Annotated in this window: 5 protein-coding genes; all 5 read right to left on the reverse strand. The window is 73.0% G+C overall.

The annotated features are described in order from the left end of the window. Positions 1-113 precede the first annotated feature (113 nt). Complete coding sequence (locus ACGFWJ_RS04330; protein ID WP_392945067.1) at positions 114-15,704, reverse strand: hypothetical protein; 15,591 nt, start codon at positions 15,702-15,704, stop codon at positions 114-116. A 4-nt stretch (positions 15,705-15,708) separates the two neighbouring features. Further along, positions 15,709-16,734 carry a hypothetical protein gene (locus ACGFWJ_RS04335; protein WP_392945070.1) on the reverse strand — a complete coding sequence of 342 codons (1,026 nt, stop codon included), beginning with the start codon at positions 16,732-16,734 and terminating at the stop codon, positions 15,709-15,711. 38 nt (positions 16,735-16,772) lie between these two features. Further along, positions 16,773-19,133 carry a hypothetical protein gene (locus ACGFWJ_RS04340; RefSeq protein WP_392945072.1) on the reverse strand — a complete coding sequence of 787 codons (2,361 nt, stop codon included), beginning with the start codon at positions 19,131-19,133 and terminating at the stop codon, positions 16,773-16,775. 125 nt (positions 19,134-19,258) lie between these two features. Then, complete coding sequence (locus ACGFWJ_RS04345; protein ID WP_392945074.1) at positions 19,259-19,882, reverse strand: hypothetical protein; 624 nt, start codon at positions 19,880-19,882, stop codon at positions 19,259-19,261. A gap of 424 nt (positions 19,883-20,306) precedes the next feature. Then, a complete protein-coding gene (locus ACGFWJ_RS04350; protein WP_392945077.1) occupies positions 20,307-20,597 on the reverse strand; it encodes a hypothetical protein in 291 nt (96 codons plus the stop codon). Positions 20,598-20,691: the final 94 nt, after the last annotated feature.

Consider the following 20,691-nt stretch of genomic DNA (forward strand, 5'->3'; position numbering starts at 1 on the left):
GATCGACCGGACAGATCGACTGTCAACGCCCCACGCCGAAACACTCGTTGTCGAAATCGGAAGGCCGCCGGAGCCCGTTGGGGCGGGCCCGGCGGGCTTCCGCCTCGGGTGGATCAGGCGTTCCAGCCGTTCTGCGCCGCGGCGGTCAACTCCTCGAGCGTGAGCGGCCCTTCGGCCGTCCTCCGCTCGATGTGGGTGATCACCTGGCGCACGTCGTCCGCGTTCAGCGGCGCGCCGTCCGTGCCGCCGAGCAGGCCGTCGAGCAGGGCGGCGGTGCCCTCCGAGGTGCCGCCGGCCAGTTCGACCAGCTGGTGGGTGGCCCGGATGTGGGCGGCGCCGGCTTCGGTGCTCGCGGTGAACTCCCCTTCGTAGACCGCCTGTCCGAGCCGCACGGTGCCGATCAGCTGCTCGTGCTCGGCGGGCGTACGGACCGGGCCCGCGTCGGGTGCCAGCAGCCGCCGGACCTCGGCGAGCCGCCAGGCGCCCTCGGCGACCCGGAGTTCACCGGACCGCTGCTGCTCGGTGAACGCCAGGTAGTGGTCGCCCGCCACCTCGGACGCGGTGGTCTCGGACAGCGGGATGTCGACCGCGAACGGAACAACTCCCCTCTCCTTGACCGGGGTTCGGCCACCGTTGAACAGCGTCACCTCCACCTCGGCATGCCCGGCGTAACGCGCCATCGGGACGGCGAACTTGCCGTTCGACACCACCTGGCCGGCGTCGCCGTGGCCGCCGCCCTCGCGCCACAGGCGCTGGACGCCGCCGACGATCGCCGGGCTGGTGGTGACGTCGCCGGTGAGCTTGGCACCGACCTGGCCCTGGACGCCCGCGTTGCCCGTCGACAGGTCGTAGCGCGTGCTGCCGGCCGAGATGGCGTTGGCCGGGCTCAGCTCGACCTTGTCGTCGACCGCCCGGTGTTCGAGCGAGACGACCTTCACGCCGACCTCGACTCCCTTGCCGCCGCCGAGCGTGATCCGGTTGGACGGGACCGTCGCCGACACCTCCATGCCCTGGGTGGCGGTGCCGAACAGCGCCGAGAGGTGGCCGTGCGAGGTGATCGTCCCGACCACCGGTTCCATCTCCTTCCAGGCCGACTTGCCGAAGTACTCCGGGCCGCGCAGCCGCACCAGGTCCTGCACGCCGCCGACGTCGCCGAGCCAGCGCAGCACGTCGGTGTCGCGCAGGCCGCCCTCCCAGACCCGCTCCGGCGGCACCTGGACGGTGACGGGCTCGGGCGGCCGGACGGTGATGGTGCGCGGCTGCCCGTCGCCGGGCACAGTGACGGTTCCGGACCCGGACACCGTGCCGGTCGGCACCGGCACGGTCTCGCCGGACTCGACCAGCGTCTCGAACCCGATCGCCGCCGTGCGCCGCTGCCACACCTGGGTGCCGACCAACGGCCGCCGGGAGATGGTGAATTGGAGCTCCGCCTCACCGGCGTACGCGCTGCCGGGCAGCTTGGCCTTGGTGGCCGACCCGGTCGCGGTGGCGCGGTTATGGGTGTCCACCTGGTCGTGGCCCCGGCCGCCGCTGCCGGTCACACCGGCCGTCACCGAGACGCCGGGCGCCGCCGGTACGGGGACGGAGGCGACCGCCCCGAGCGCGCCCTGGTGGCCGCTGCCGGTGCCGCCGGTGTGCGCGAAGCTGCGCTGCACGTCGGTGCCGGCGTTGAACTCGGTGGTGCCAGCGTCGCCCAAGTACTCCATCCGGTCGCGGAGTTGGGCGCCGACCCGGACGGTGGTCCGCCCGTGCCGCACGACGATCTCGTCGCCCGCCGTCATGCCCTTGAGCCTGGACTGGAGCCGGTCGGGGGTGAGTTCGGCGTCCAGCTTGCTCCGGATGCCCGCCCAGTCGCGGCCGAACGGGTTGCGCGTCAACTCCGGCTGCCCGGCCTGCTTCCGCCGCAACGCGCGCAGCCCGCCGGGCTTCCAGCCGGACTCCACCTGCGACAGGACCGACTCGCCGAGCGTCCGGCGGGGAGCCCCGGCCGTCGGCCCGGGCAGCGCGTGGATGTCGGTGACGATCGCCGAGGAGTCCAGGCGCCGCCCCTCCACGAAGCCCTTCGGCTGCGTCGCCGTGGTCCGCTCGATCGGCCCGGACACCGGCTCGGCGTCACGCATCGGAACGGCCACCCGCGCCACCGTCTCCACCGGCGCCGTGTGCGAGCCGTCGGGCACACCCAGCCGCTTGAACGTGACGGTGACGTCGTACGGCACGGCGACGTCGAAGAACACGGCCGGCTCGACGTGCTTGCCCCGGTTCGAGGCCGAGCCGACGGTCTCCGTCGCCTGGCCGTAGCTGCGGTCCATCCGGTACGTGTAGCCGCCGGTGACGGCCACGAACGGGGCATTCGCCTTGACCTGGCCACCGCCGTTCAGCCGGTCCCGGCTGTCGCGCAGAGTGCCCTGGCCGCTGGACGTGCGCGTCCCGGACTCGAACTCGTACTTGGCGGCCTGGGAGTGGTACGTGGACTCCCCCAGCCTTGCCGTGACGGTGACCTCCGCCGACCAGGTCTTGCCGGCCACCGTCTCGGTGATCCGCCCACCACGGGTGAGCTGCGAGAGCTGCGCCCTCAGCGCGACCCGGTCGAAGCTCGCCCCGATCCGCTGCTTCACCTCCTCCGACGGCTCGCCGTGCTTCGTCCGCACCGCGTCCTCCACCGCCGCACGCACCTTGTCGGCGCCGCTGAGGCTGTGCACCACGTAGGACGCGTTCAGCTCGTGGCGCTCGGTCATCCGGCGCGGCGCGGTGTGCGTGGCCGCCTCGGCGGGGGCCGCCGTGCGCTCGGGTCGCTGTTCCGGACGCGTGAAGCTCCCGGTGGACGGCGCCTCGACCTTGACGGTCTCCCGCGCGTCCAGGCCCACCTCGACCTTGACCGGCGCCGAGACGTCCGGACGGCCGCCGACCGCCTCGCCGGGCCGGCCGACGTGCACGTCCACCACCAGCCTGGCCCCGTAAATGACCTGCGGGGCACTGTACTTGCCGCTGGCGTACACCCGGTCCGCCTGCCGGCCCTGGCCGCCGGCACGCCGGCGCTGCTGACCGGACGCGGTGGCGCCGAGCTCGGCGCCGGGGGTGCCCTTGGCGACGGCGCCGCCGAGCTGGCCCTGCTCGATCGTGGTGCGCGCGCCGAGGCGACGGGCCACGCTGAACGCGCCTGTCTCGTTGACGGTGTTGAGTTCCGCCTTGCCGTCCTCGCGGCGGTAGGTCATCTCCTCGACCCGGGCGACGGCCTTGACGACCAGGCCCTCCTTGCCCGGGATCTTCACCTCCAGCGCCTCACCGCGGGTCATCCCGGTCAGCCGGGCCGCCAGGTTCGGCTGGCTGAACCCCTGCATCACCTGGTCGCGGACTGAGTTCCAGTCCTCGCCGAACCGCTCACGCCCCTTGCGGTCCAGCGCCTCGCGAAGCCCCGCCGTGCTCTCCAGGTCTCGAACCACCACGGTCTCGCCGAGCCCGCCCCGGTCGTCGCCGCCGCGCCAGACGCTGTCCGGCGGGGCGGCCACCTCGGCCGGCTGCTGTTCGGTTGCGGTGTGCTCCGCGGTGCGCTCCGCGGGATGTTCCACGGTGGCGTCCGCGCTGGTGTCCGCGCTGGTGTCCGCGCGATCGACCAGCACCCGGAGGTCCGCCGAACCCGCCTCGTGCGCAACGGACTTGCCGTTGAACTTCAGATCGAAGTGGACGGTGCCGTCGTAAATCACGCCGGGCACCTTCGACTTGCTGGTCAGCTGCGCGGTCCGGGCCTCACCGCTGATCTCCACGTGGTCGCGGCCGAGCCGCCCGGCGCCGCCGCCGCCGATCAGGCCGGTGCCCGGCTTCACCGCTGCGGAGAACCCGAGTTGACCCGCGTGGCCGCTGTTCGAGGAGGTGCTGCGCACCTGCTGCACCGTGGTGCCGATGTTGAACTCGGTCTCCTTGGTGGTGCCGGCCTGCCTCAACTCGCCGACCCGCGCGGTGATTTCCACCTCGCCGAGCTGCTTGCCGCGCCGGTCGGTGAGCGTGACGGACACCGGCTCGCCGGCCGTCATGCTCTTCAAGTCCCGCTGGAGACGGGCGAAGTCGACCTCCGCGAGCACCTTCTCGCGCACCGCGGGCCAGTCGCCGCCGAACTCCTGCCGGCCCGCCGCGTCCGCACGGTCGAGCAGCGCCTCCACCGGCGGACGGTTCCCTGCCGTATCACGCGGCGCGAGGTCGAGCACGATCTCCTGGCCGCCGACCCGACCGTCCAACAGCCTTTGCGGGGGCACCCGTTGCTCGCCGGCCGCCGGGGCCTCGAGCCGCTCGGGGACGGCCACCGTCAGGTCGATGTTCACCGCCTCGGTACGGCCCTGCCCCTCGGCGCGCACCGGCTCACCGTTGTGGCGCAGGTCGCCGAAGTCCAGCTCCAGCCGCATCGTCGACTCGAACACCTCGGCGGGCCCGCTGGTCTTCGACCGCGCCACCATGCCACCCAGATCCAGGTTGACCTCGGCCTGACCGCGGTCGTGGTAGTACGCGACGAGCTCCGACGGCTCGCCGATCCCACGCCCCTCCCGGGCCTGGACGCCGACGTTGAACTGCCACTGCGCACCGCGATTGGTCCCGGTCGCCACGGTACGGTCGGCGCCGTTCTCGAACTCGATCTTCTCGGTACGCAGATGCGTCGACTCGGTGACCTGGCCGCGCAGCTTCACGCTGCCGCTCCAGCCGTTGCCCTCGAACGGCGCCGTCCACACCTCGCCCCGCGAGAGCGCACCCAGCATCGGGCGCAGCGTGGCCGGCCCGAAATGCGCATCCGCGAACGCCCGCGCCGCCGCCCGATCGCCCGGGACGGCCTGCGCGATGACGTCGATGACCTTCCTCCGGACGGCCGCCTCGTTGCCGGTCAGACCGACCACCAGGTCGGTACCCGCGATCGGCTTCGGCGCGACGGCAGCAGGCTGCTGCGGCGCCGGCTCGGGGGCCAAGTGCGGCTGCTGCGGCGCCGGCTCGGGGGCCGGCAGCGGCGTGTGGTCGGTCTCCGGGACGGTGTGCGGCTGCTGCTGCTCGGCCTCCGGGGCGGTGCGGGACGGCGGCTGCTCGACCTCGGGGGTGACGTGCAGCTGCTGCGGCGCCGGCTCGGGGGTCGGCGGCGGCGTGTGGTCGGTCTCCGGGGTGTGCGTCGGCGGTTCGCTGCCGTCGTAGTGGTCGCTGGCGCGGTACACCGTCACCGGGCGGCCGTCCGTGGGGCCGAAGACGGCCTGGGTGATCCCGTCGTGGTCGACCACCCGCAGGCGGAGACCCAGCGCGTGGGCGGTCGCCGCCGGAAGCATCTCGCCCCCGGTGCTCCCCCAACGGGTGTCCCACTCCTGGACGGTCCGGATCAGCTCCGCCCGCTCGTGGCCCGCCGGGAGCGGCTGGTGCTCGGTCAGGTACGCGCCGACGGACTCCCGCAGCTGCTCGACGGTCAGCCCCGTGAAGTTGGGTCGGTCTTCGGCACGGACGTACGCCAGCAGGTCACCGGCGGGCAGGTCCGGCCGACCGAGCATGTTGTTGCGGTAATTGGACACCACCTCGGTCGGCCAGTCCTCCGGACGCAGCGACCGGAAGTGGTCCCCGACCGCGGCCTGAAGCTGGTGCGGCCCCGCCAGTTCGGGCGCGCCAACCGCGACCGCCCGGAGCAGGCAGTACCCGTCCCCCGCCACCGGCACCCGCCGCCCGAGCGGCGGGAACTCCGCCGGGGGCGTGTGCTCGGACTTCGGCACCGGCGGCACAAGCTCCACCTCAGGCGCGCGCTCAGCCTTCGACCCAGGCGACGCAAGCTCCGCCAGGGGCGTGTGCTCGGACTTCGACCCGGGCGACGCAAGCTCCGCCGGGGGCAGGTACTCGGACTTCGGCACCGGCGGCACAAGCTCCGCCTCAGGCGCGCGCTCAGCCTTCGACCCGGGCGACGCAAGCTCCGCCAGGGGCGTGTGCTCGGAGTTCGGCGTGGGCGACCCCAAGTCCGGCTCAAGCGCGTGCTCAGACTTCGACCCGGGCGACCCCAACTCCGGCTCAGGCGTGTGCTCGGAGTTCGGTGCAAGCGACGCGGCGCGCTCGACCCCCTCGGGGGAAGTCGGGCGCAGGGGGCTCTCCGGGCCCGTTCCGGTGCGGGGTTCGGTGACGGTCTCGGACCGGACCGATGCAAGGGCGCTCTCGGCCCGGACCGGGCCGGTGGCAGTCTCCGACCGGACGGGAGCGGCGACGGTCTCGGACCGGGCCGGGGTGGCGGGCGTGCGCGGTCCGAACTCGGCCGGGGCCGAGGCCGACCGGGGGCGGTTCGGTCCGCCCGTCGCACGGCTGCCGCCGCCCGTCGAGGCCGGCCCACCAGCCGGGTTCGGGCCGCCCGCCACGTGGCCGCCGGCACCGCCGGGCGTGCTCGGCGGCGGGGTGCTGGGCGTCGTCAGCCCCGGCGCGTCCAATCCGTCGTCGCCGGACGAGGTCCGGCTGGTCGGCTGCGGGGCGCCCGGCTGCGGCGCAGCGTCGTTCGGCGCACCGCCCGGGTGCTCGTCCAGCGCCTCCGTCCGGGACGGACTCCCGTTGCCGAAGCCGTCGTCGATGTCCATCGGCTCGGACGTGTCGTGCGACGGTTCGCCGCGGGTGAACGTGCTGTAGCGCTCCATGAATTGGGGGTCGTGCGGCCCGGAGATGTTGGTCTCGTGCCGGTCCGCGACGGAGGCCCACACCGTCCAGGAGGGGTCGAAGCTGTAGGGCATCTCCCCGGGCCTGGCGGCGACGACCCGGCGGTCGGTCAGGTCGGCCCAGCGCAGTGCGCCGTCCCGGTCGTGGACCAGCGCGACGGCATGGCCGGCGCCGGTCGGCCCGGCGCCCAGTACGGTGGCGAAGCTGCCGGGCCCACCGGCCTTCACCTTCGCCATCAACTCGTTGACCGCGCCCGGCCCTTCGCCGAACAGCGCGGGCCCGTCGTGCCGCTTCCACAGGACGTTGCCGGGGATCGGCTCGACCGTGCCGTTCAGGGTCTGGCCGGAAACCCGGGGCCGCCCGAAGTGGGTGTCCCGGTACGCCTCGACGTTCTCGAAGCAGGCATTCAGGTCGTTGCCGGGCTGGAAGCCCTCGACCGGCCGGACCGGCGACTGGTGCGGATTGACCTTCTGCAGCAGCGAGTTGCTCATCGGCGGGTGCAACTTCGGTGCGCCACCGAGGTAGTCGACCAGCTGCCCGGTCAACTCGTGCTGCGGGCCCACTGCTTGGTAGCCGCGGTCGCGCATGACGGCGTCGGTGTTCTCGTACGCGGGGGTGCGCTGCCGCTTGGCCTGCGGCCCGGTCGGCTCGGTCTCCCGGCGCAGCGTCGGCTCGTCGTCCTCCCGTCCGCGCTTGCGGTCGTTGCGGGTCTGCTCGCGGGGCGCGGTGTCTCCGCCCTGCTCGCGGGGCGCGGTGTCTCCACCCCGCTCAACTGGCGCCTGGCGCGAGGCGGTTGAGGGCGGGGTCTCGATGTCCATCGGCTCCACGTCCCGACCGGTCACGTGCTCGACCGGCGGGGCACCGTGCTGGCCGGCAGCGGGCGAGCCGAAACCCTCGCCGGTGGTCGGGGCCGCGTTGTGGGCCTGGAGCTGCTTCGCGCTGTCCTGGTTCATCCGTTCGATCCAGTGGCCGCCCCGCTGCGGTTCGAGGGCCTCCAGCATGGTGTCGATCTTCCCCTGCCGCGAGTGCGGCTCGGCGTCCGCGCCGTACCCGACGGGCTCCTTCAGCAGCGCCCGCATGGTGCCCTCGATCAGCAGCTTGCTGTCATTCGCGGCCCGCCCGAGCTGCGCGGCGTTGTCGGCCAGCTGCTGAGCGGTGTTGCGCACGTCCTGGAGGCTGCGGCCGGGCTGCTGAAGAGCGGCCACGGTGTCCAGCTGGTCCGTCAGACGGCCGCGGAACTCGCCGATCTGCTGTTCCAGCACGCGGTACCCGGGGCTGTTGCGGTCGAACTCGCGCAGCGCCAACTCTGCCGCCCGGTCGAAGTTGCTCAACTGCTCGCGGGCGGTCACCTCGTACGTGCCGACCGTCATCCGGACCCGGTCGGCTTCGGTGGGCGGGGTGAAGTTCAGCGGACGCCGGTTCTGCCGACCGACCCCGAACTCGCCGCCGTGGTCCACCACTTCGTGGCTGATCACCTCCCAGCCGTGCGCACCGTGCTTGAGCATGTTGGTGACCGCGAACGGCCGCGACTGACCGGGCGTCATGTACTCCTCGACGCCGAACCAGTCGGTGACCGACTTGGTCGCCCGGAAGTCCGCGGTCATCCCGAGGTTCGAGGACGCCGAGTACGACTGGACGTGCCAGACGGTGAACTCGTGCGGCGTCACGTCGGTGATCGCGAACGCGCAGCCGTTCATGCCGCCGGTCAGCACCAGGCCGTCGTTCGGCCGGGACGGGTCCGGGTGCATCGGGACCACGGTCTTGCCGATCGCGTCGGGCAGGTTCGGGTCCGGGCGGCCGGTCTTGTACGGCACGTACGAACCGGTCACGTAGTGGTGGTCGGGCTGCGGCGCGGGCAGCGCGGTGCCGGCCGGGGGACGCGGGAACGACGGGTCGTGCTCGGCGTACTTCTCCCAGGCCGGGGTCAGCACGAAGCCGTTCTTGCCCGCCCCGACGTGGTTGCGGTCCGGCACCAGCGTGAACCAGTGCTGGTCCGCCTTCTCGACGGCGGCGACGAAGGAGTTGGCCTGCTGCTGGTTCAGCCCGGGCATCCGCTGCATCGCGCCGTCGGCGTAGTTCACCGTCACCGGCGCCTGCGACATCAGCTCGGCCGGGTTCTGCACCAGCCAGCGCTCCACCGTGCCGGGCGGCGGCAGCAACGGCTCGGCGTGCGGCGGCTGTTGGGCGGCGTGCGACTGCTCGTGCGACGGTGCTTCGTGCACCGGCGGCGCGTCGTGGGACGGCGCCTCGTGGACAGCGCTCGGCGGCGGCGGGGGCGGCGGCGGCTGGTGTCCGAAGACCGGCGCGCCCTCGTGGACGCTGCCCATCGGCGGCGGGGGCGGCGGCGCAACCGGGCTGCCGAACCCACGCGTGCCGGTGCCCGCGCCGTGCCCGGTGGCCGCGGGCGGCGGCGGGGGCGGCGGCGCAGCCGGGCTGCCGAACCCACGCGTGCCGGTACCCGCGCCGTGCCCGGTGGCCGCGGGCGGCGGCGGGGGCGGCGGGGGCGGGGTGGGGTCGTCCAGGCGGAGGCGCGCGGTCTCCCGACTGAATTCCTCGTCGGATTCGCTGTCGTCCCGGCGGCGCTTGCGGCCGGGCCCCGCAGCGTCCGCCGTCCCGTCGTGCATCTGCACGTCCCCGTCGGGGATGTGGGCGGTGGACTGGCTGGCGTCGGCCATCACCACGTCGTGGTCGGGCGCCGGCTGCGGCACGTGGTCGGGCCGGTACAGGCCCTCCACGCCGAGGCGCTGAAGCTGCTCGTCCGTCAGCTTGGTGGCGTCTGCGCGGTTGGCGAACTCGCCGGACGAAGAGACCGGCAGCTTGGCGGCGTGCGGGGACGGGACGCCGAGGTCCTCGACGACGATCGTCGAGCTGTCGCTGAGCTTCCCGGCCGTCCGGAGGTGCTCCAGGTCGGCCTGGGTCTTGGGGGCCATGAGGTCGCGCAGCTCGAGCGGCACCAGGCCGTTCGCCTCCAGGCTGCGGACCGCCTGCAACAGGTCGGCGGTGTGCGGCGCGTACAGCACCTCGGGCGGCAACTGCTCGTGGGCGACGGCGGTCAGCAGATCGGGCTCGCGGATGATGTGCGGGTCCAGGAAGTTCTGGATCCACTTGTTCACCCACTCATCGCCGAACCGCAGGTTGGAGGCGCTGTTGGACAGGTCGGCCGTGAGCTTCTCGATCAGCGCGGGCACATCGTCGAGGTGTGCGGTCAGTGCCTGCTCGAACATCGCGGCCGGGTGCTTCGCCCCGTCCCCGGCGCGCGCGTACGAGCCGCCGTACTGCTTGCCGACCGTCTCCAGGTCGACGGTCGCCCGGGCCACCCGGCCAGCGTCGTTCTTCTGCGCGGGCGAGGGCTTGGTGACGCCCGACACCTGCTCGGCGTAGACCGCCTTCACCCGGTCGCGCAGTGCCTTGTTGGCGTCCAGGTGCTGCTTGTCGCCGGGCAGCTTGGCCTCCTCCTCGCCCAGCTTCTTCGCGACTTTGTCGACTGCGGCCTTGGCCTTCTGCTCGGCCTTGACGTCGGCCTCCGCCTTGTTCTTGTTCGCGGTCGTCGGGTTGTCCGCGGCGGCCTTTGCGGACTTCTGGGCCGCTTGCTCGGCAGTGGCGTGCGTGGCCTCGGCGGCTGCCAAGTCCTTCTTTGCGGTGGCGATGGTCTTCTCGCGATCCGTCACCGTCTTTTGCGCGGCCCTCACCTCACGCTCCGCCGGGCCCTCCGCCGTCCGCCGGACCGTGCCCTTCGGAACCGGCTCCTTCAGCAGCGTGTCGACCTCGCGATCCCGTACGGCGGGCCGGTCGTTCGTCAGCTTGTCCGCGACGGCGCCGTACCGGTCCGCGGTGAGCCGCTCCGGGTGCTCGCGCAGGTCGCCCGCCAGGTCGCGGACCGGCTTCGGGTCCTTGCCGGCCGCCTGGAGGTGGTCGGCCAGGTCGTCCAACTTCCCGGCCAGCCGCTGCTGCTGCTCGGGCGTCTGCAGCCCGCCCTTCCCCTCGGCGGCCTTGGTCAGCACGGCCGCCGCCTCGTCCAGCTTCTGCGGCCCGGTGACGCCGTGGACCAGCGCCAGGTCGTCGACCGCCTGTTCCTTGATCTTCTGGTGGACCGCGCCCACCGCCCCGTGCACGTCGGCGAGTTGCTTCGCGGTCGGGTTGTCCGGGTGCACCTCGGCCACTGCGGCGTTCAACCGGTTGAGCTGCTCGCGGGCGGGCACGTCCAGGCCGGACCGGCCGAGTTCTCGCTCCAGGTTCTTCGCCGCGGTCTCGGCGCTGCCGCGGTCGGTGATCCCGGTGGTCTCGAACGCGCCCGGCAACCGCTCGTTGCCGTACGTCGCCTTCAGATCGACGGTGCCGGGAGTGCGGGTCAGCTCGTGCTCCCTCAGCCCGGCCAGGTCGTAGGCCTCCGTGCCGATCCGGGCCTGGGCCTTCTTGCCGTACACGTCGTAGATCCGGTGCTGGTCCGGGGACATCGCGGAGACGAAGTCTCCGAACGCGTCCGAGGCCGCCCGATGGTCGCCCTCGTCCATCGCACGCGCCTTGAACACGGCCGCCGTGACGTACTTGTGCACCATGTAGTCGGCGATCACGTGGTTGCGGTTGATGTTCGCCGGCCCGATCGAGGGGGCGTGGTTCTCCATCCGGGCCACGACCTTCTCGGCGTGCGGCTGATGGCCCATCACGCCTTGGTCGGAGTACCCGAACGCCTTGCGGTAGGTGTTGTCGAAGTCCGTCCAGGCCTCCTTGCTGGCCGGCGCCTCCACCCCGCCCCTGCCGGTGCTGCCCGCCGGGGCTGCCGACGGGGCCGGCTTCTTGATCTCCGCCTGCGCCGTCGCAAGGTCGTTCTCGCGCTGCGTGAGATCCTTGGACAGGTTCTCCTTGTGAGTCTTCAGGTCTTCGTACCGGTCGTTGTGAACCTTGTTCTTGTAACTGCCGTCGGGCTGCTTTCCGTCCTCCCGGTGCTGCGTGGCCTGTGCCAGCAGGGCGTCGTTGCGCAGCTGCTCGGCCTTGATCCGCTCGATGCTGCCCGGCAGGACCCGGACCTCGGCCTCGTACCGGGCCCTGGCCAGCGCGGGGTCCTTGAGTCGCTCGTGCTCGAAGATCGCCATCCGGTCGCGCTGTTCCTGCATGCTCGCCTTGGCGTTCTCCAACCCCTCACGCTGCGACCGGAGTTCGGCGACCCGCTCGGGCGGGTGGTTACCGGTGGTCAGCTCGTGCTCGACGGCCTGCAACCGCTCGTCGACCTTGGCGATCGCCTTCGGAAGCTGCTCGGCGTTGCGCGACAGCACATCCACGTGCTGGAGCTTCTCGTTCCGGTACTGGGAGAGCACCGCGTTCGTGTCGCCGGTCTTCAGCTCGTCCCGGTCGTAGCCCCGCACCTGCTCGCGGACCTGCTGGAACTCCGGGGAGTCGCTGAGGAACCTGTCGAGGGTCTCGAAGGTCTTCTTGCCGTCGATCTTGTGCTGGTACTCCGCGCTGGTCGCGGGCGGCGGCGGGTGCGGCAATCGGTCACCCGTCGGGGGCATGTGCTCGGTCGGAGCAGCTGTGCGATCAGCCGCAGGGGGCGTGTGCTCGGTCGCCGGCGGGACGTGCTCGCCGGTGGGGGTCGGGGTGCCGTCCACGTGCTGCATGAACTCGCGGAAGCCGTCGTACGCGGCGTTCTGCGCGGTGGTCTCGCGCACCGGGTTCGCGGGGCCGTCGTGGATGGCGGACGGGTTCTCGCCGTACAGCTTCTTCAGCAGCGGGTACAGGTCGGGCTCGTGCTGCTTCACCCACTCCGGGCCGTTGTTGCGCGCCTCGCCGGTGGTCTGGTCGTGGCCGTGGTTCGTCCCCAGGTAGGCGTTTGTGGCCTGCGCGAAGTACTCGTGCTGGTCCTGCGAGGAGTAGTTGCCGGGCCTCGAACCGTCCGGCCACTGCACGGACTTCGTCGGGTCCTGGGCGTCGGCCTTCTTCTTGTTGAAGGCGTCCGTGATCGTCTGCTTGTCCGCGGGGGTCAGCCCGTGCTCGTGCAGCGTGTGGCTGAACTCGTGCGTGGTGGTGGAGTACCCGTCCGCGTAGTGGCCGCCCGCGCCGATCGTGGTGCGCTCGCCGAGCAGGTTCTCCTCGGTGACGGCGGAGTGCTTGCCGCCGGAGCCGCGCATGTCGTCGTAACCGCGACCGCCGCCCGCGTCGGAGTCGTTGGTCCCGCCGCGCAGGTTGTGCAGTTCGGGGACGTCGGTCATCCGGACGTCCTTCGGGACGATCACCACGTCCGCGCCGCTCTTCATCAACTGTGCGGCGGTGTCCGGGTCCTGGAGCATCCGGGCGACCTGCTGCTGCGCCTCGTGGCGCGCGGACGGGGCCTGTTCGGCCCGCGGGTCCACGTGCACGATCAGGTCGGCGGCCACCTTGGCGAAGTCCTTCGGCGGCAGCGAGGACTTCAGCGTGTCCACGAACTCCGGGTCCTGGGCCAGCCAACGCCGGTTCTCCGGCTTCAGGTTGGCGAGCTCCTGCGCCCGCTGCTCCGGCGTCATACCGGGCATGTCCTGCCGCAGCCGGTCCGCGTCGGCCGGACGACGGAGCCGCTGGCCGGGCCGCTGGGTACGACCGAGTTGCTGGACGGCGTCCCGCACGTTCGTCGCCCGGCCGAGCCGGTCGAGCTCGCTCTGGCGTTCCTGCCGCTGACGGTCCAGCAGCTGGTCGTGGGCCTGCTCCGCCGTCGGCTTGCCGTTGCTGCCTGCCTCGGGGGCGCGACCCGCACCGGGGCGGATCGTGCCAGCGGCCGGGGCGGCGTTCGGGTTCGGGGTGGTGGCCGGCTTGGCACCGCCCTGGTGCGGGACGGTCGGGGACGGCGTGGCGTGGGCCGAGGCCCCGGACCCGCCGTGCCCGCCGACACCGCCGACCGGGCCGGGCGTGAACCCGCCCGCCATCGGCGCACCGACCATCGGGCTCTGCGTGGTGCTCGCGGCGGCCGGGGCATCGCCCGGACCGTCCGGCACGAGGTGCGCGGCCACCTGCTCCGGCCCCGCCGGACGGGCCGTCGCCGGCCCTGCGGACAGGCGGGTCCCACCGTCCAGATGGGTGCCCCCGGCCCCCGCCAAGTGCCCGGCACCGTCGAGCACACCCGACAGGTTGGGCATCGCGGACGCGCCGCTCGGCCTCGGCTCCCGCGGATCGTTCTGCGGGGTGAACCCGTCCGGCGCCGAACTGTTTTGCGCGCCAGGCTGGTTGACACTCTCCTGACGCGGCACCGACTCGTGGGCCGGCGCCGCAGGCTGCGACTCGCTGCGCGGGGCGGCATTCTCGCGCGCGGGAGCCACCGACTCCTGACGCGCCGCCGACTCATGCACAGGCGCAGCAGGCTGCGATTCGCTGCGCGGCGCCATCTGCTCACGCGCGGGCGCGACGCTCTCCTGACGCGGCGTCGTCTCGTGAACCTGCGCGGCAGGCTGCGACTCGCCGCGCGGAGCGACATTCTCGTGCGCCGGAGCCACCGACTCCTGACGCGGCACCGACCGCTCGGCGGCCGGGGCAACGCTCTCCTGACGCGGCACCGACTCATGAACCTGCGCGGCAGGCTGCGACTCACCGCGCGGAGCGACGTTCTCGTGCACCGGAGCCACCGACTCCTGACGCGGCACCGACCGCTCGACGGCCGGGGCAACGCTCTCCTGACGCGGCACCGACTCATGAACCTGCGCGGCAGACTGCGACTCGCCGCGCGGCGTCGCCTGCTCACGCGTGGGCGCGACGCTCTCCTGACGCGGCACCGACTCCTGCGCAGGCGCGGCAGCCCGCGACTCGGCGCGCGGGGCCATCGACTCCTGGACGTGCGACGCCGCCTGCTCCTGCGTGGTCGGCGTCGGCGTCGGCGCCGTGTTGTGGCCGGCGGCCGACGAGCCGGCGGACGGAGCGTCCCCGGACCGTCCCCCGCCGAACGGGGTCAGCCCGCTGACCTTCGACGCACCAGCACCAGATCCCGTCTCGTGCGACGAACCCGAAGCCGACGAACCCGAGTTGGACGACCCCGAGCTCGACACCCCCGACTCCGCCGTGCGCGAAGCACCGGCACCGGAGCCGCCGGACGGCCCGTGGTACGCGGAGGCGCCCGTGGCGGTGTCGGACTTGTTGAAGCTGGGCGTCCCGCCATGCTCGCCCGCGCCGGCACCGCCACCGGCCCCGGGCAGCTTCGGCGCTTCCGCCGCCTTCGGCGTGGCGAAGTGCCCCTTGACCTTGGACGCGCCCGCGTGCAGACCCGCGCCCGCGCCGCCCGAAAGACCGGAGCCGAGCAGGGAGTTGCCGTCGACCTTGCCGGTGGTGATCAGCTGGGTGGAGACGTCCGCGCCGACGCCGACGGCCGCGCCGGTGGCCATCTTGCCGGCGGTGGACTTGAGCGCGGTCTCGACGCCGAGCTTCTCGCCCGCCTTGCCGATGCCCTTGCCGATCAGGTGGCCGGAGGCGCCGCCGATCGCGCCACCCTTGGCGCTTTCGCCGACTTCTTTCATGTCGATGCTCTTGCGGTGGCCCTCGGCGAGTTCGATGCCCTGTGCCATCAGGTTGATCGCGGCCATCTGGGCGGCCTGCTTGGCCGCCATGATGATCATTTCCTTGAGCAGGGCCTTCAGGGTCGCCATGACCGTGAGCTTGCTCGCCGCGATGAACCCGGGCACCTCCAGCATCGAGAGGCCGCCGGTGAACGGCGCTTCGGCCTCCGCGGTCGCGATCTCGAAGGCCAGAATGCCGAGTTGGGCGATGATCTGAATCTTGGCTGTCTCCGCGGAGTTGGCGACCTGCTCCAGCATGTCGCCCATGCCGTTGAGCGCGTTGATCGCGCCGGGCAGGTAGCCGGGGTCCTGTTCGGTGCCCTTGCCGACCGAGTACTTCTCCCAGTACTTGCCCAACGCCTCGGCGGCGACGCCCTGTTGGCCCTCGAGTGCGCGCTTGATCGTGGCGTCGCCGCTCTGCGCGGCGTCCTTCAGGGTCTCCGCGGCCTTGCGGCAGTGGTCGGCCATGTCGCGGAGCTGGTCCTCGTCGGCTTCCGGCCAGCGGCAGCCCGCGAGCAGCAGGAGCACCCACTGGAGGGGCTCCGGGAGTTCGACAGCCATCTGGTCAGTGCCTTCCGCTCTGGTAGATCCGCGGGGTGATCCGCATGGGTGCCGTGGCCGCCTGCTGCGGCGAGGCGGGCATCGGCGCGCTGCCGGGGTCCACGCCGTTCAGCTCGGTGATGACGCCGTCGTCGGCGCTCTGGTAGCCGTCGGCCATCGCCTTCAGGCCGTCGGCGATGCCCTTGAGGGCGGCCGGGAGACCCTTGATGACGTCCAGGGTGTCCTTGCTGTACTTCAGGTAGCCCTTCTCGCCCTCGGCGAACTGCTTGCCCGACTCGTCGTTGCCCCAAGGGTTTTGGGATTCCAGCGACGGCAGGTACGAACTCAGCGAGGCGTACAACGAGCCGACCTGTTCGGCGACGGCGAGCATCGGCGACACCGCGGCCTGGTACTGCGCGGGGTCGACCTGGAAGCCCTGACCGGCGCTCCCGGACGCGTCCCGGTTGACGGATGCGGGCCGACTGCTGATCCGGTTGGCCGCGGCGGTGTCCGACTTCCCGCGGGCCGCCGACGGAGCGGTGGCGTGCTCCGCGGGCGTCCCCCGTTCCATCGGCTTCGCGGCGACCGCCGGTTCGGACCGGCCGAGCCCACGGGCCGTGATCCGCGGGGTCTCCGCCCCCTCGAAGGGCTCCACCGTCGTGGCCGCCACGTCCCGCTCGAACGGCCGCAACGGCGAGGCCGCCACCTCCCGCTCGAACGGCTGGACAGGCGTGGCCGCCACCTCCCGCTCGAACGGCCGCAACGGCGAGGCCGCCACCTCCCGCTCGAACGGCCGCAACGGCGAGGCCGCCACGTCCCGCTGGAACGCCTCGGGCGCGATCCGCGCCGATTCCGCCTGCTCGAAGGGCCGGAGCGGCGTCGCCTCGGCCTGCTGGTACGGCTCGGGGCTGATCCAGCCCTGCTCCTCGGCGGGGGCGGCCTGCTGGCGCGGCTCCACCGGGACGCTCGCGGGGAGGACGGTGCCCACCCGCAGCCGGGCCGTCTCCGCGGGTTCGGTGGCGGCGTACCAGGCCTGCTCGTCGTTGCTCACGGTGCTCCTTCGTCTGGTCGGATCGACGGCGGGCGCGGTCAGCCCGCGGCGGGAGCGCCGGGCGCGGTGGCCAGGCGGGACAGGGCGGCGCGCAGGAACGGGCTGGGTACCTGGAAGCCGCCCTCCTCGCGCAGCGGGGCGCGCTGCGGCGTCCCACCCTCGCCCGCCGCAGCGCCCGAACCCGACGAACCGGCCGACCCCGAAGTCGCGGACGCCCCGGCCGAACTGGCCGAACTGGCCGAACTGGCCGATCCGGCCGCCCCGGCAGCCGCCGCGTCCCCGTGCCCACGCCTGGCGGCGACGCTGCGCGCACGGTCCAGGTAGGCGTCGTCCGAGCTGTCGGCCGACGTCTCCGCCGGGGCCGCCGCAGCCTCGCGACGACCCGCCAGACCGCTCGCCGACCCGCCGCCACCGCCGGTCGCGTCTGCCGCCGCATCCCCGGCACCGGCACCGGCACTGGCGGCCGCATCCGCACCCGCCTCCGCGCCGCTGCCCGTGCCGAGCAGGATGCCCGCCAGCTGACTGAGCGCCTCCTGCTCGCTGGCGGGGCCGGCCGGAGCAGGCGGGGCCGCAGCGGTCTCGGGTGCGGCGAAGTGGCCTTCGGCGCGCGCGTCGTCCAGCCAACGGCGGCGTGCGCGCGACCAGTTGCGGTCGCGCGGACCGACGTCCCCGGCCTGGCCGAGGATGCCGCTGTCGTGCAGCAGTTCGTCCTCCTCCTCGCCCTCGGCGCCGAACCGGGTGGCGCTGAGGAAGCGGTTGGCGCCCTTGTTGTCCTTGCCGCCACCGCCGCGGCCCGCACCACCCGTGCCGGGCATGTGGCCGCCCGCACCCATGCCCGCACCACCGGCGGCGCCGCCGCCGCGCCCGGCCGCGCCGCCACTGGCGAGCCCGCTGGAGCCGATCCGGCCGGCCGCCGAGGACGCGCCGGACAGGCCCTTGCCGGACGCGCCGAGCCCGGCACCGCCACCGGCCCGGGACGCCAGCGAGCTGCCGCCGACACCGGCACCCGCGCCGCCGCCACGCATCGCCGAACCGACACCGCCGCCCGCGCCGCCGCCACGCGCGCTCGAACCGCCGAAGCCGCCGCGCGCGGTCGAGCCGCCCGCGCCGAACGGGCTTCCGCCGCCACCGCTGAACGGGGTCAGGCGGCGGGACGGGGAGCTGCCCGAACTACCCTTGTAGCCACCGGTGTTGGGCATGCCGCCGATGTTGCCGAACGGGCTCCCCCCGGGAACACCGCCGCTCGGGCCGACGCCGGTGCCGGGGCTGTAGTTGCCGCTGCCGAGCGGCGAGTAGTGGCTTGCGCCGGACGAGTTGGTGCCGACGTTGCCGACGTTGCCGAGGTCGCCGAGGCCCGCCAGGTTCAGCGGGCCCGCACCGGAGCTGCTGAGCGGGTGGAACGCGGGCGTCCCGCCGCCGGCCCCGCCGTCCTGGCCGAAGTTGGGCATGTTCGGGGTGGGCAGCTTGAACGGCGTCAGCGCCGGACCGCCACTCGCACCGCCCGTCGATCCGACTCCGCCGACGCCGCCCGTCGAGCCGACCCCGCCGACGCCGCCCGTCGATCCGATCCCGCCGATGCCACCCGTCGACCCGACCCCGCCGATGCCACCCGTGGACCCGACCCCGCCGACGTGCGAGCCCGGCGCACCGGGGGCGTCGGGCAGCGAGAACGGGTGGGGCGTGGCCTGGGCGCCCACGCCGAGCGGGCTGCCGGGGACGTTGCCGTCGGCGCTGGTGCGCAGCCCGGCGGGCACGACGGAGGGGCTGCCCCCGGTCATGTCGGCACCCACGCCGCCCACGCCGCCCGGACCTCCGGCGCCACCCGCGCCACCGGCGCCGTTGAGGTTGCAGGTCTGGGCCATGCCGGTCATGTCGGCGATGTGGCCGGCGTTCTTCCGCAGCATGCCGTCGACATCGCTGCCGACCGCTCCGACGTACTGGTGGTAGACGGCCGCGGCCTGCTTGATGCCTTCGGAGTTGGCGATGTCGTCGTGCTTGCCGGCCGGGTTCTGCTCCATGTACGTCTTGGCGTACTGGAGTTCACGGACCATCTCGTTCTTGGTGTCGATCACCGCGCCCGACGCGCCGTGCAGCGACTTGGCGACCGCGCGCCCGGACTGCAGGGTGGTCGCGACGTGCGAGTCCTCGCCGCCGGCGAACTTCTGCAGGTACTGCTGGAAGGTGTCGGCGGCGGGGCCGGACATGCTCTCCATCGCCCGCTGGGCGGTCTCGGCGATCGCGCGCACGTGGGTGTCGGCGACCTGGTTCCACTTGTCCCAGGCGGCGGCGAGGTCGGCGAGGAGTTCCTCGTTGGCGTCGGGGAAGGCGATGTCCTTCCCGTTCTCGTTCTTCTGAACGGTCTTCAGTACCTCGGCGAGGTCTGCGGGCAGCTGGATCATGGCGGGAGACTCTCCGGTCGGACGTTCGGAGTCGGCTCGGGGGTGTTGCTGCCACCCCCGGCGACAGTGGGACGGGGCGGGCGCAGCTGAGCTGCCGCCGGGCGACAAGTCGCCCGGCGGGTACGTCAGATGACCTGCCGGGTGCCGGGGCCGCTGCCACGGACCTGCTCGTCCGTGGTCCTTGCCTTGTGGTGGTTGTAGTCGAGCGTGGGCGCGTCGGCCCGGTGGTAGTCGTCGCCCGCGTCGGTGTTGCCGATCGGCTTGATGGCGGCCGGCGGCGGCGGGGTCGGCGTGCTGTCCGTCTCCGGCGCGAGTGTCTCGTGCGGCGCGCGGATGACGCGGTCCGTACCCACCCGGTCCGTGGCAGGCTGGGCGCCCGCCAGGTGCGGGGAGGCCGGCATGTCCCCGCTGGTGCTGATCCGGCCGATCTTGCCGCTGTGCTCTTCGTCGTTGGTCCGGTGCCGGGCCGCCATGGTCTGGAGGTTCTGGCCCATCGCGTTGGCGTTCTTCAGCAACGCCCGGATCCCGGTGAGGGTTTGCTGCTGGTGCTTGCTCAGGCCGCCGACCGAGGAGCCGGAGCCCTTGAGGGCCTTCCCGAGCAGATCGGTGCCGTACACCGATTCCTCGACCTGCTTGATCACGGCCTCCAACTGGTTGGCCGGGCCTTCCAGTTCCTGCAGCAGGCTCATGATCTTCTTGGCTGCCGCATCGACCTCGTCGAGGTCGATCCATACCGTCTCGTCCGCCACTGTTCACCCTCCCGGTCACCGCCCCCGGGCAGCCGGGCCCCCGCCGGGCCGCCCACCGAAACGGGGCGCGCCGCAGCGCCCGCGCCGGATCCAGGGCAGGCCGAAGGCACCCGAGGCTGCCACACCCGCTCATTTGTCAGGTAACTTTACTAGGTGTCCGAGGGCCTACCTGCCAAGCACAACAACCGAAGTGACGAGACGTCACCTCGGTACGAGCTTCGCAGAACAGCGGAACCGGGCACGTGGCCCGAAGGTATGCAGTTGGTAAATTCCCGGCGTGAATCACCGGCCGTGTGACAGCGGGGGCGCTCCGTTCGGGGGAGGTCGTGAATGTCCGGTGTGGATTGCGCGGTTCTCGGTGAACTGTGGTGGCGGCCGGGCCTCTTCGCGCAGAGACCCGGCCGTCGCGGTGGAGCCGCCGGGGTCACCGTCCGGCTTGACGCTCCTGGTAGGCGGCGATCACCGCGTCGATCGGGATCGACGGCCAGGTGCTGAGCTCTCCCGTCCCGCGGTCCACCACGCCGGTGGCGTCGCCGAGGTTGGCCGGCGGGCGGACCTGGCCGGTCACCGGGTCGACCTCCAGCGGCGCGGGCGCGGCCCACACCACCCAACCGAGGTCGAACTCCCGGAACTTGACCTCACGCGCGGTCCCCTCCGGGGCGCCTTCGTTCAGCCATGCCTGCGCCTTCGCGATGGCCTCGTCCTGGGTGATCATGCGGGTTCCTCCTGTGGTGCGATGTGTGCCGCGAGCGGTGCGGCCGGAGCCGCGACGCTCGCGCTGGTGGCGTCCAGCTGCGAGCGGTGCGGCC

It is taken from the genome of Kitasatospora sp. NPDC048407 (genome assembly GCF_043200475.1).
Classification (GTDB): Bacteria; Actinomycetota; Actinomycetes; order Streptomycetales; family Streptomycetaceae; genus Kitasatospora.